We start from the raw sequence: 11,181 nt of genomic DNA, 5'->3' as shown, positions 1-11,181 counted from the left end.
CTCGGGGAGGGGGCAACATGATTAGACAAGATTTGGTGGGGAAACTAGTTGGACGCGGCAAGGCTGCTGAACAAGTTTGTGTGAAGCTGTCGTCGACAAGGTTTATCGCGCGCACGGAATGGGTAAAACTGAAGCCCCACGAACAACAGTTCCTACGGTGCTGGGCAGCGGGGGCGGCGGCACACACGTCGATACTGGTGGGACGTGCTGCGGCGACGGCGCACGGAATGTGGGTTCTGCCCCGCACGTTTGAGGTGGAGATGGCAAACCCGAAGGGGCGCGTTCCCCGACACTCGCAGCGTCCTTCGGGCGTTACCTATCGACGAATCGTCGTACCAGGCATGGACATCACCGCGTTAGGCCAGAACGACGAGGTGAAACTCACGACCCCGGTGCGCACGGCAGTCGACATTGCTCGGTGGCACGGCGTGAAAGAAGGCGTGGTCGCGATGGACAGCCTGTTCTTCGGGAAACTCGACGCGTTCAAGGGGGGCATCCACACTGAGCTGGAGGAAACAATCCACCGCCTTAGCGGTAACCGCGGCATTGAACAGGCCCGAGAGGCGTTTGGGCAATTGTCGATGCTGTCGGAGTCTCCGTATGAGACGCTCGTTCGCCTTCTGCTTCGGCGCGTCGGTGTCGTGGCGCAGGAGCAGATGCGCATCGGCAAATACCGGGTGGATTTGCTGTGGGGCCAGCTGGTCATTGAGGTCGACGGTGCCATCAAGTTTGAGGAGGATGCGTCACGTGCCGCTCAACAGCACATTCATCGTGAAAATCAGCTTCGGGAGGCCGGCTACTGGATCATCCGCATCACGCCTAAAGAAATATGGGCGGATGAGGAAAAGGTGCTTCACCGCATTGTTGCGGCAAAGCGTCGTTCGGAGAAGATCGGCCCGGCGTCGGTTGAGGCTCTGCCCGCGTGGTGAGGCACCAAACTTAGCCAAACGGCACATCTAACACGGCGCATTTCGTCGAAAATTAGCGAAATGTACCGTGCAGGATGTGCCGTTTGCGTTAAAGGGGCCGGGCGGGGAAGCGACGCAAGGGCCACCCAGCCGCCCAGCCACCCAGCCCACACACCCCTACTGCAGGGCGGAGGTCAGTTTCATCACGTTGTCGATGTAGCGCCTGTACCAGGGCCGCTGATCCCACCGCTCCAAAGTAAGCTCCCGCGACACGGCTAGATAACACGCGCCGAGTTCGGACAGCATGTGCAGCAGCGTCCCGGAGGCGACGAAGAGGGAGGATTCGTAGTTGAGGCTGAAGGAGCGAATGTCCATGTTGGAGGATCCGACGACGGCGGAGGAGCCGGGGAGGCCGTCGTCGATAAGTACGAACTTGGTGTGGAGCACGAATGGCGCGGGGAATTCCCAGATGCGCACGCCGGCTTTGAGGAGTTGTTCGTAGTAGGCGGATTGGGCGTGTTGGACCATGAATTGGTCGGATTTGGCGCTGACGAGGAGGTCGACGCGTACGCCGCGGTAGCAGGCGGAGGTGATGGCTTCCAGCAGCGAGTCGTCGGGTACGAAGTAGGGCGAACACAGCGTGACGTGCGTTTTTGCGTTGTGGATCATGGACACGAACATGCGCAGGTTCGGCTCGGTGAGGTATCCGGGTCCCGAGGGGACGAGTTGGAGCACGCCATTGCTTGTCGACGACTCCCTCACCGGCGCCTGCTCAATCACCTCACCAGATTCTGTGTACCAGTCTGTGGCGAACATGGAGTCGGCGGACGCGACGATGGGGCCTTCGAGTTCGACAAACGCGTCGACCCATTGGCGGCCGGCGCGGCGGTGTTGGCGGACGAGGTAGGAGCGGTCGATGAGGTTGAAGGATCCGAGCATGGCTACGCGTGAGTCGACGACGAGGAGTTTGCGGTGGTTGCGTAGGTCGGGGCGGCGCCAGCGGCCGCGGAGTGGGGCGAGTGGCAGCATCATGTGCCAGTCGACGCCGATTTCGGTCAGTCGGCGTTTCAGTTTCCGGAACCCGGGGTATTTTTGGCTGCCGATGTGGTCGAAGAGGAGGCGGACGTGGACGCCGCGGACGACGGCTCGTTCGATGGCGCGGAAGACGACGTCGGTGGTGTCGTCCCAGGCTACGGCGTAGATTTCGATGTTGACGTGGGTGGTGGCGTCGTCGATGAGCGATGCCATGCGGTGCATCGTTTTGTGGTAGTCGGTCCAGAGTGCGCGTACGTCGGCGTGGACGGCGGGGTAGCCGGTGAGGGTGCGGTTGAGGCGCACGATGGAGGTGGTGACGTCGGGCAGGGGTACGTCGGCGGGGAAGTCGGCGACGTTGAGGTTGGTGTCGTCGATGTGTCGGCGTGCTTCAACTTGGATGCGGTGGCGGCGTCGCGACACGAACGTGGAGCCCATGAGGAGGTACAGCGGCAGCCCGACGACGGGCAGCAGCAGGATGAGCAAAAGCCACGCGTTTGCCGACGACGGTTTGCGCCCGCCCGGCACCACACCGATCATGACGAATTTGATGGCGTAGTCGAGGACCATCGCCGCGAATTGCCACCAGCCGAGGTCGATATTCATCGGACCTCATCATAGGAGAGGCCGCGCGTGTCGTAATCGACGATTACGGGTGCGTGGTCGGAGGCACCCTTGCCGCGGCGTTCGTCGACGTCCACCCAGGCGCGTTTGACCAGGTCGCGCATGGGTGCGGTGGCGAGTTGGAAGTCGATGAGCATGCCTTCGTTGTGCTGGAACCGCATGGATTTGTAGTCCCAGAAGGTGTAGGGCTCGTTGTGACGAATTTCGTACAACCCCGCCTCCAGCAGCATCTGGAACGCGGCGCGTTCGGGTTCGGTGACGTGGGTTTTGCCTTCGAACCAGGCGACGTCCCACACGTCTTCGTCGCGGGGTGCGACGTTGAAGTCTCCCATGAATACCTGCAGGTCGCCGGGCCGTACCGATTCCGCCAGGGACCACAGGAATTGCAGTTTGTAGTCGTAGTGCGGGTCGCCGATCTCGCGGCCGTTGGGCACGTACAGGCTCCACACTTCCACGCCGCCGCAGTTGGCGCCGACCGCGCGCGCTTCCACCTTCGGTTCGCCTTTCTTGGCAAACGCGGGTTGGCCGTCGAAGTGGTCGCGCACGTTGTCCAACCCCACCCGCGAGGCGATGGCCACGCCGTTCCACTGGTTCACGCCCACGTGCGCGACCTCGTAGCCTGCGGCTTCGAAGGTGGCGTAGGGGAATGTCGCGTCTGCGGTTTTGGTTTCTTGCATCGCGAGTACGTCCACGTCGTTGCGTTCGAGGAATGCGGCGATGCGTTCCGCGCGGGTGCGCACGGAGTTGACGTTCCAGGTGGCGATTCGCATGTGCCTAGCCTAGCGCCAGCCGCCGACGGTGATGTTCGAGCGCCCCCTCGGGCACATTGCTAATCGACGACACCCCGTACCCCTCACCGTCAACCCACGCCACCTGCTCCTCCGCAAGTGTCCATTCGTCGGTGAGGAGTTTCAGCGCGGGTTTCCCGATGCGCTCCGGGATCATAAGCCGTACTGGCAGGTTGCGTTCGCGGTAGAAGTCGCGGATGGTGTCGATAGGCACTGGTTGCAGGCCTGCGGACGGCCCGAGCGGCACGGCCGAGTTCGCTTCGTCGGTCTCCCCGGTGCGCATGAGCCAGCCTTCGGCCCAGGCTTCTTCGGTGGTGGGGATGTCCTCGGCGATGCGGCGCTCCAGCGCGCGGATCTCGGAGTTGCGCACCGTTCTCGCCGACAGTTTCTTAATGATGTGCACGTTGGCCACCTCGATCGCCTCCTTCGAGGACGGGAAGCCACCCACCTCCTGCGGCCGCACCACCAGCGGGTCGAGCGACACGACGTGCCCGATGATGTCGCTGGCGTGCTCGCCGCGCCGCTGCCTGACCACGACGCGGTCCCCCACCACGACGTCATCCGAGCGGAAAATACGCGACATTTTCTTATCGACGAGCCCTACCCGCACCCGGCAACATAAACGCCACACCGGCCAGCAGCGCGAGCATACCCAGGCCGATCAGCCCGCGCATCGGCGTGCCGGTGTCGGCGAGGTCGCCGTCGCGCTCATCTTCGGTGCTGGTCGTGGTGCGTGACGTGGTCGACGAGGACGTGGTCGAGCGCGTCGTGCTCGACGTTGCAGAGGTGGTGCGGTTCTGCAGCACCGACGCCGACGTCGTCGACGAAGAGGAAGACGAAGACGACGAGGTCGTGGCGGTCGCGCTGGACGTCGTGCTCGACGAAGTGCCGGAGGTTGTGGTTTGCCCGGTAGTCGTACCGGTCGTGGTGGTTGTGGTCTCGGTGCCGGACGACGTGTTCGTCGTGGTCGTCTCGCTGGTGGTGGACTCAGTGGTCTCCGAGGTGGTGGTCTCGTCCTGCATCCGCTCGGCGCGCAGGCTCAGCGACTCGCTGACCTCCGGTGCAGTGGTTTTCGGCGCAGTAGTCTTCGGGGTGGTCGACACCGTGGTTGCCGGAACAGCAGCCTTCTCCGAAGCCTTCTCGCCAGCCTTCTCCGCAGTCGTATCCTCCGACGCGGCAGCCTCTTCCTTGCTGCCCGGGATGCCGTAGATGATGCGGGCGTCGCCGTTCTCGGAGCGCTCGAAGGCGTCGAAGGCGGTGGTGCCCAAGATGCCGTCGAGGCCCTTGAGGGCGGAGGGGAGGACAACGGTGTCGTCGTTAAGCAAAAGCTCTGAGCGCAACTTACGCACACCGGCGCGCTCGGCCTTGAGGGCGTCGGCTGCCTCGTCGAACTCGGCTTCTTCCTCGTCGGTCAGGTCGCCGGCGTCCTCGCGAAGCTCCTCGAGGTCGTCAGCGGCCTCGATGAGGTTCTTGCGCCAATCGGTGAGGATCTCGCGGACCTCGTCCTCCCCATCCGCTTCCTTAAGTGCGGTGAGGGAGGTGGTGCGGGTCTCGGTGACGTCGCTAAGCAGCTGCTCGAGCGGCGTTTCGGGCGCAGCGGGAGTGGTCAGCGTGATCGCAGTCGCAGCGATGACGGCGGGGATGCGCATGGGTGCCTCCGGAAAAATAGACAGTCCCGCACATCATACCGCGTTAGTGGCCGAACGGATCCTCGTCGGTGCCTGGAAGCCACGTGTTGCCCGGCTCGCGCCAGCCCTTGTCGCGGATTTCGCGCTTCGCTTCCTTCTTGTAACGGCCGGTGAGCACGTCGGTGTACAGGAAGCCGTCCAGGTGGCCGACCTCGTGCTGCAGGCAGCGGGCGAAGAAGCCGGTGCCCTCCACCTCGATCTCGTTGCCGTTCTCGTCCAGGCCGGTGACTTTGGCCCAGTCGGCGCGGCCGGTCGGCCAGGAGTAGCCCGGGACGGAGAGACAGCCTTCGTCGTCCTCGCCGTCGTCGCTAGGCATTGTCTTCGGAATTTCGGAAGTTTCCAGCACCGGGTTGATCACGGTGCCGCGGCGCATCTCGTCGCCGTCGGGGCAGTGGTAGACGAACAGGCGCAGCGGCACACCAATCTGGTTGGCGGCCAGGCCCACACCGTGGGCGGCGTCCATGGTTTCGTGCATGTCGGCGATGAGTTCCTGCAGTTCCTCAACGGGCTGCGTGACCTGTTTGGTCGGTTCGTGCAGCACAGGGTCGCCGTGGATAACGATGGGTCGGATGGTCATGCCAATATATTAGGCATGCTTTCCGACACCGACCTCGCCGTGCTCCGTTTCGCCGCGCGCGCCCCGCGGTCCCTCGGCAAGCGCGAGGATGCCATCCGCGCTGAACTTGGCATGACGCCGATCCGCTACTACCAGCGCCTCAACGTTCTTTTGGATAATCCGGAGGCGCTCGCGGCGGAGCCTCAGTTGGTGCGGCGGTTGCAAAGGCTTCGCGACGCCTAACCCGGTGTGTTGCCTCCCTTCCCCCGCCAGGTGTGGCTATTGTTGCTGCTGTGACTAAAGATCAGTATGGCAACGACCCCCGCTACGACAACGTGGGCGACGAGCCCCTCGACGCCGAAATTATCGACGACACCCCCACCGACGCACCCGCCGAGGAATACCGCGGCGCGCACCGTCGCGACGACGACGCCGACTATGACTATGACGAGGCCTACGACGAGGCGTACGCAGGCTACGCCGCCGGTGCCGGTGCCGGCTCGACCGCCGTCACCGCTGGCGCTGCTGGTGCCGGTGCTGGCGCGGGCGCCGCTGCCCAGGGCGGCCTGCCCCGCCGTGGCCTCGCCATGATCCTTATCGCCGTCGCCGCGTTGCTGCTGCTCTGGGCCCTGTGGGCGATGACCCAGAAGGGCGACGACAACAACGCCGCATCCTCCGCCTCGTCCGAAACCTCCACCTCCGCTACCGCCGAGGCCGCCCCGTCCGCGGCCCAGCCTGGCGAGGGCCAGGGCCAGGGCGCCCAGGATCCCAACGCCTCCCAGGATCCGAACGCGCCGCAGGACCCGAACGCCGAACAGCGCGAAGGCGACCAGGCCCAGGACCCCAACGCGCAAGACCCGAACGCCGAGACCCCGGCACCGGCTCCGGCTCCTGCCCCGCAGGGCGCGCAGCTCGACAATGCGAGCGCGCAGGTCTTCGTCTACAACAACTCCGGCATCGCTGACCTGGCTAATCGCACGGCGGACCAGCTTAAGGGTCAGTTCAACGTCGCTAATCAGTCCCAGGACGCTGCGACGATGAACATGCCTGAGCAGCAGTACGGTATCTTCCCGGAGACCTACGTGTTCTTCGACCCGGCCACCCCGGGTGCTGAGCAGGTCGCTGCCGACATCGCCCGCCGCGTCGGTGGCACCGCCCGCGCCAAGAATGACATCCCGGAGGGCGCCGTCGGCCTTCCGGAGCAGGCCGCGAATAACCGCAGTGCGGTCGCGGTCGTCCTCGCCGGCTAGTTTTAGCCTCCAAACGGCGCCTCCTACACGGTGCATTTCGTCGAAAATTGGCGAAATATGCCGTGTAGGAGGCGCCGTTTAGCTTTACGACGACACCACCCCGGCACCACCCCAACACATGGTGAGAATGCAAGGGTGAAGATGGCCAAAAATCGGCAAGCTCTCCGTTGCGTCCTCACCATCTGTGTGGAAGGCGGAACCCCAACAGCACCGCCCCGCATATAAACCGCTTCGCCATGCCAGTCCCGGGAACCGAAGCGGTTAGGCTGGCTGACTATGGATCCGTTTCGCGATTTTGCCAGGTCGGCCGCCCCTACCCTCGGTGTCGAGTGGGAGATTTGTCTCGTCGACCCGGAAACGCGCGACCTTGTGCCGCGTGCGGCTGAGGTGATCGAGGAGGTGCAGAAGCGCAATCCGGACGTGCACCTGGAGCCGGAGTTTCTGCAGAACACGATCGAGCTTGTCACGCCGATCTGCACGAATACCAGGGAGGCGGTCGACGCCCTCCAGCGCGACCTCAAAGCGATCAAGGAGGTCGCGGATGAGAAGAACCTCCGCCTGTGGGCGAGCGGCGGCCACCCGTTTTCGGATTTCCGCACGAATCCGCTGAGTCCGAAGAACACGTATCAGGAGATCGCGGATCGCACCCAGTATTGGGGTCAGCACATGTTGTTGTGGGGTATCCACTGCCACATTGGGATCAGTCATGAGGACAAGGTGTGGCCGATCATTAATGCGGTGATGACGAAGTACCCGCACCTGCTCGCGATAAGCGCCTCGAGCCCGGGTTGGGACGGCATCGATACGGGTTACGCTTCGAACCGCACGATGCTTTACCAGCAGCTTCCCACCGCGGGTATGCCGTATCAGTTCCAGGATTGGGATGAGTGGGTTGCATTTATGCGCGATCAGCAGACTTCGGGCGTGATTAATCACACGGGTTCGATGCATTTCGATGTCCGCCCGGCCGCGAAGTGGGGCACGATCGAGGTTCGCATTTCGGATGCCACGTCTAACCTGCGCGAGCTTGCCGCGGTCGTGGCGCTCACGCACTGTCTCGTGGTCCACTACGACCGGATGCTCGATCGCGGCGAGTCCCTGCCCACCCTGCAGCAGTGGCACGTCGCGGAGAATAAGTGGCGCGGCGCTCGCTATGGCATGGACGCGCTCGTGATCACTAGCCGCGATACGGACGAGGACTGGATTAAGCACGAGCTGCAATTGCTTATCGACGAACTCACGCCCACGGCCCAAGACCTCAACTGCCTCGACGAGCTACGGCTGGTCAGCGAAATCGTCGAGCGCGGCGCTGGCTACCAGCGCCAGCGGGAGATTTACCAGCGCACGGGTGATTGGAAGGCGGTTGTGGACGCGACCTGCGACGAAATGTGGGAACTCACGCCGTAGCGCCGTAGCGCCGTAGCAGCCAGCCCTTAGCCCGCCGGCCGTTCGGTTTCGGTGGGCTTGTTGGGGTTGATGCGCTTGGGGTGGTAGCTGGCGGGGCGGTCGTTGCGGGTGAGTTGGCCGTCTTCGCCGTAGAGGCCTTCGCGTCGGGCGATGCGGCCGAGGCGTTGGCCGGTGACGGGGTTGGTCATGAGGGCGAACAGCACCAGCAGGATCATGATGCCGATGTCGCCTTTTTCGTGGACGCCGAAGTCTTCGGCGGTGGTGACTCGGATGATGGTGCCGATCATGAACAGCACGAGCCCGGTGGTTTGGGGTTTGGTGATGGCGTGGACGCGCGCGAGGGTGGAGTTGAAGCGTGCGGTGCCGACGGCGGCGGAGAAGACCATGAACGCGCCGGGCAGGATGAAGATCAGGGAGATGATGTCGGTGATCATAGGGAACCATCCCTCTTGCGGAAGCGGGCGACGGACAGGGAGGCGATGAAGCCGAGGAGTGCGATGACGATCATCACGTTGACCACGGTGGTGTCTAAGGTCCAGCAGATGTAGAGGGCGAGGGCGCACTGGAGGGAGGCGGTGATGCCGTCGTTGGCTAGGACGCGGTCGAGGGAGTCGGGGCCGACGATGACTCGCCAGGCGAGGATGAAGAAGCCGGCGAAGATGAAGATGGCGGCTATGGCGAGGAAGACGTTGTAGATCGTTTCGTTCATTTGCTCCTGCTTTCGAAGATCCCGATCATTTGGCGTTCCAGGGTGGCTACGTTGGCAATTTCGCGTTCGATGTCGGCCGGGGTGGACGCGTCGAGGACGTGGATGGTCCATTCGCGGTTGGCCAGGTCGATGTCGGTGACGGTGCCGCCGGGCTGCAGGTTGTAGGCGCAGGTGGCCAGGTAGAACACCAATTCGTTGCTGACGCGCATGGGTACGCGCAGGATCGCGTTTTTGGGTTGCGGTTGGGGCCTCAGCGAGAGCCAGGCCACTTTGGCGGAGGCGACGATGAGGTCCCACAGCCAGATGCCGACGAAGGCGATCAGGCGTGGCCAGTGGATGCGGTTTCCGCTGCGGGGGACGCGCGGCAGCGGCAGGGCCAGCACGATGACGACGCCTAAGGCGAGGCCGGCGGCCACGTTACCCCAGGACACTTCGCCCATGAGCAGGACCCACATGAAGGTTAGCCACGCGACGGAGGCGGGGCGCATGCGGTTTTTTACACCGGTGAGCAGGCTCATCAGTTACGCACCTCCTGGTTGCGACGGTTCATCAGCGAGTCGTGCCCGCCGTGGGAGTCGGTGGGTTCGGTGAAGGCGTCGAGGTTGCGGGTGGCTTGGGTGGGGTCGTCGATAAGCACTGCGCTGCGGTAGATGGTGACGTCTTGGGCGGATTGGGCGGCGCGGTCGGTGATGTTGGAGATCGGGCCGGCCAGGAACGTGATCGACGTGGAGGCGAGTACCAGCAGTGCGGTGGAGAGGAACATGCCGACGGGGATGCGGCCGACGTCGTCGCGTTCGCCGGCAGAGACGGTTTCGCCGCGCTCGGCAAGGTTGGCGGGGCGGGCGAGGACGACGTCGCCTTCGGGGGCGTCGGCGCGATCTCGCAGGAAGCCTTTGGACCAGACGTTCATCATGGCGTACAGGGTGAGCAGCGAGGTGACCACTGCGCCGCCGATGAGGGTCCAAGCGAGCCAGGAGCCGTCTTCGGCACCGGCTTGGATGAGCATGACTTTGCCCAGGAAGCCGGATAGGGGTGGGATGCCGCCGAGGTTGAGCGCCGGGATGAGGTACAGCACGCCGATGACGGGTGCGGTGTACAGCAGGGAGCCCAGGCGGCGCAGTTGGGCGGAGCCTGCTTGCCTTTCGACGAGCCCAATCACCAGGAACAGCGACGTCTGCACCAGAATGTGGTGGACGGCGTAGAAGATCGCGCCGGATAGGCCTGCGACGGAGCCGAGGGCCACGCCGAAGATCATGTAGCCGATGTGGCTGACCAGGGTAAACGACATGAGACGTTTGATGTCGTTTTGGGCGATTGCGCCCATCACGCCGACGATCATGGTCAACAGGGCGACCCACATGAGCATGTTGTCGAGCGAGCCGTCGGTGAACACGGTGGAGCGCATGCGGATGATCGCGTACACGCCAACTTTGGTGAGGAGGCCTGCGAACACGGCGGTCACGATGGAGGCGGCGGTGGGGTAGGAGTCCGGCAGCCAGGCGTCGAGGGGGAAGACGGCGGCTTTGATGCTGAAGGCGACGAGGATCGTCGCAAAGATTGCGGCGCGCGTACCGGTGGGTAGTTCGGCCATGCGGATTCCGACTTGTGCCATGTTCACCGTGCCCACGGACGCGTACACGAGCGCAAGCGCAAACAGGAACACCATCGACGACGCCATGGACACCATCACGTAACCGATGCCGGCGCGCACACGCTGCGGCGACGCGCCCAGGGTGAGCAGCACGTAGGAGGCGACGAGGAAGATCTCAAACCCGACGTACAGGTTGAACAGGTCACCTGCCAGGAATGATAGGTTCACGCCCATGCTCAGCAGCATGTAGGTGGGGAGGAAGACGGCGACTGGGTCGTCGTCGTCACCATCGCGCAGACCTTGGGAGATGCCGTACCACATCACCGCGAACAGCACGATCGAGGAGACGAACAACATTATCGACGACAACCTGTCCGCCACCAACGTAATCCCGATCGGCGCCTCCCAGCCGCCCATTTGCACCGTTTGGATGCCGTGGATGTCGGCGACGATGATCAGCACCGCCGACATGACCGTCAGTGTGGCCAGGGTCAGCAGGGCAATGAAGCGCTGCAGGTTCACGCCGCGGAACACCAGGATGAACGCCGCGGAGATGAGCGGCAGCAGAATCATCAGCACCGTCAGGTACGGCACTGCGGGCAGGGCCCAGTCGGCGAGGGCTAACATA

The 11,181-nt window shown here is 63.8% G+C and carries 13 protein-coding genes; 4 read left to right on the top strand and 9 right to left on the bottom strand.

The window, feature by feature from the left end; genetic code table 11:
• Window positions 1-17: 17 nt before the first annotated feature.
• Window positions 18-929 (top strand): endonuclease domain-containing protein, encoded by a 912-nt coding sequence (locus tag HMPREF2690_RS11715; protein WP_167594470.1) that lies wholly within the window; start codon window positions 18-20, stop codon window positions 927-929.
• Between the two features lie 156 nt (window positions 930-1,085).
• Here the strand turns inward: HMPREF2690_RS11715 and cls are convergent, their stop codons facing one another.
• The 5 genes from cls to HMPREF2690_RS08020 are packed head-to-tail and all read right to left on the bottom strand — an operon-like array spanning window position 1,086 to window position 5,617.
• A complete protein-coding gene (gene cls, locus HMPREF2690_RS08040; RefSeq protein ID WP_070820617.1) occupies window positions 1,086-2,546 on the bottom strand; it encodes a cardiolipin synthase in 1,461 nt (486 codons plus the stop codon).
• The gene (locus tag HMPREF2690_RS08035) at window positions 2,543-3,334 is read right to left on the bottom strand and encodes an exodeoxyribonuclease III (RefSeq protein ID WP_070820616.1); all 792 of its coding nucleotides are present in this window, start codon (window positions 3,332-3,334) and stop codon (window positions 2,543-2,545) included. Before HMPREF2690_RS08035 ends, cls begins: the two co-directional genes overlap by 4 nt.
• A gap of 4 nt (window positions 3,335-3,338) precedes the next feature.
• Window positions 3,339-3,935, bottom strand: coding sequence for a GNAT family N-acetyltransferase, cg3035/Rv0428c family (locus tag HMPREF2690_RS08030; protein ID WP_070820615.1), 597 nt, complete (start codon window positions 3,933-3,935; stop codon window positions 3,339-3,341).
• A gap of 4 nt (window positions 3,936-3,939) precedes the next feature.
• On the bottom strand, window positions 3,940-5,001 hold the full coding sequence (locus HMPREF2690_RS08025) for a hypothetical protein (protein ID WP_070820614.1): 1,062 nt from the start codon (window positions 4,999-5,001) through the stop codon (window positions 3,940-3,942).
• Window positions 5,002-5,044: 43 nt separating this feature from the next.
• Window positions 5,045-5,617 carry a peptide deformylase gene (locus HMPREF2690_RS08020; protein WP_070452812.1) on the bottom strand — a complete coding sequence of 191 codons (573 nt, stop codon included), beginning with the start codon at window positions 5,615-5,617 and terminating at the stop codon, window positions 5,045-5,047.
• A gap of 15 nt (window positions 5,618-5,632) precedes the next feature.
• On the opposite strand from HMPREF2690_RS08020, the gene HMPREF2690_RS08015 reads away from it, so the two are divergent.
• The 3 genes from HMPREF2690_RS08015 (at window position 5,633) to HMPREF2690_RS08005 (ending at window position 8,253) form a co-directional block, all read left to right on the top strand.
• Window positions 5,633-5,839: a DUF3263 domain-containing protein gene (locus tag HMPREF2690_RS08015; protein ID WP_070422446.1), complete on the top strand. Its 207-nt coding sequence runs from the start codon at window positions 5,633-5,635 to the stop codon at window positions 5,837-5,839.
• 50 nt (window positions 5,840-5,889) lie between these two features.
• Window positions 5,890-6,846, top strand: a complete 957-nt coding sequence (locus tag HMPREF2690_RS08010) for a LytR C-terminal domain-containing protein (protein ID WP_168167294.1) — start codon at window positions 5,890-5,892, stop codon at window positions 6,844-6,846.
• Window positions 6,847-7,122: 276 nt separating this feature from the next.
• Complete coding sequence (locus tag HMPREF2690_RS08005) at window positions 7,123-8,253, top strand: glutamate--cysteine ligase (RefSeq protein ID WP_070820612.1); 1,131 nt, start codon at window positions 7,123-7,125, stop codon at window positions 8,251-8,253.
• Between the two features lie 26 nt (window positions 8,254-8,279).
• On the opposite strand, the gene HMPREF2690_RS08000 is transcribed toward HMPREF2690_RS08005, so the two are convergent.
• Genes HMPREF2690_RS08000 through HMPREF2690_RS07985 form a run of 4 tightly spaced genes read right to left on the bottom strand, consistent with a single transcriptional unit; the run spans window position 8,280 to window position 11,180 of the window.
• Window positions 8,280-8,687 (bottom strand): monovalent cation/H(+) antiporter subunit G, encoded by a 408-nt coding sequence (locus HMPREF2690_RS08000; protein ID WP_070820611.1) that lies wholly within the window; start codon window positions 8,685-8,687, stop codon window positions 8,280-8,282.
• Window positions 8,684-8,962, bottom strand: coding sequence for a monovalent cation/H+ antiporter complex subunit F (locus HMPREF2690_RS07995; protein WP_070422450.1), 279 nt, complete (start codon window positions 8,960-8,962; stop codon window positions 8,684-8,686). Before HMPREF2690_RS07995 ends, HMPREF2690_RS08000 begins: the two co-directional genes overlap by 4 nt.
• Window positions 8,959-9,480: a Na+/H+ antiporter subunit E gene (locus HMPREF2690_RS07990; protein ID WP_244268639.1), complete on the bottom strand. Its 522-nt coding sequence runs from the start codon at window positions 9,478-9,480 to the stop codon at window positions 8,959-8,961. The genes HMPREF2690_RS07995 and HMPREF2690_RS07990 overlap by 4 nt, the downstream gene beginning before the upstream one ends.
• On the bottom strand, window positions 9,480-11,180 hold the full coding sequence (locus HMPREF2690_RS07985) for a Na+/H+ antiporter subunit D (RefSeq protein WP_083320349.1): 1,701 nt from the start codon (window positions 11,178-11,180) through the stop codon (window positions 9,480-9,482). The genes HMPREF2690_RS07990 and HMPREF2690_RS07985 overlap by 1 nt, the downstream gene beginning before the upstream one ends.
• Window position 11,181 lies beyond the last annotated feature (1 nt).

Origin of the sequence: Corynebacterium sp. HMSC034E11 (assembly GCF_001835905.1) — a bacterium.
In the GTDB taxonomy this organism is placed as follows: Bacteria; Actinomycetota; Actinomycetes; order Mycobacteriales; family Mycobacteriaceae; genus Corynebacterium; species Corynebacterium coyleae.
This window is presented reverse-complemented; position numbering and strand designations above follow the sequence as displayed.

Coding starts and splice junctions, on each gene's coding strand:
- HMPREF2690_RS11715 (WP_167594470.1), top strand. CDS start 18: ATGATTAGACAAGATTTGGTGGGGAAACTAGTTGGACGCGGCAAGGCT.
- cls (WP_070820617.1), bottom strand. CDS start 2,546: ATGAATATCGACCTCGGCTGGTGGCAATTCGCGGCGATGGTCCTCGAC.
- HMPREF2690_RS08035 (WP_070820616.1), bottom strand. CDS start 3,334: ATGCGAATCGCCACCTGGAACGTCAACTCCGTGCGCACCCGCGCGGAA.
- HMPREF2690_RS08030 (WP_070820615.1), bottom strand. CDS start 3,935: ATGTCGCGTATTTTCCGCTCGGATGACGTCGTGGTGGGGGACCGCGTC.
- HMPREF2690_RS08025 (WP_070820614.1), bottom strand. CDS start 5,001: ATGCGCATCCCCGCCGTCATCGCTGCGACTGCGATCACGCTGACCACT.
- HMPREF2690_RS08020 (WP_070452812.1), bottom strand. CDS start 5,617: ATGACCATCCGACCCATCGTTATCCACGGCGACCCTGTGCTGCACGAA.
- HMPREF2690_RS08015 (WP_070422446.1), top strand. CDS start 5,633: ATGCTTTCCGACACCGACCTCGCCGTGCTCCGTTTCGCCGCGCGCGCC.
- HMPREF2690_RS08005 (WP_070820612.1), top strand. CDS start 7,123: ATGGATCCGTTTCGCGATTTTGCCAGGTCGGCCGCCCCTACCCTCGGT.
- HMPREF2690_RS08000 (WP_070820611.1), bottom strand. CDS start 8,687: ATGATCACCGACATCATCTCCCTGATCTTCATCCTGCCCGGCGCGTTC.
- HMPREF2690_RS07995 (WP_070422450.1), bottom strand. CDS start 8,962: ATGAACGAAACGATCTACAACGTCTTCCTCGCCATAGCCGCCATCTTC.
- HMPREF2690_RS07990 (WP_244268639.1), bottom strand. CDS start 9,480: ATGAGCCTGCTCACCGGTGTAAAAAACCGCATGCGCCCCGCCTCCGTC.
- HMPREF2690_RS07985 (WP_083320349.1), bottom strand. CDS start 11,180: ATGTTAGCCCTCGCCGACTGGGCCCTGCCCGCAGTGCCGTACCTGACG.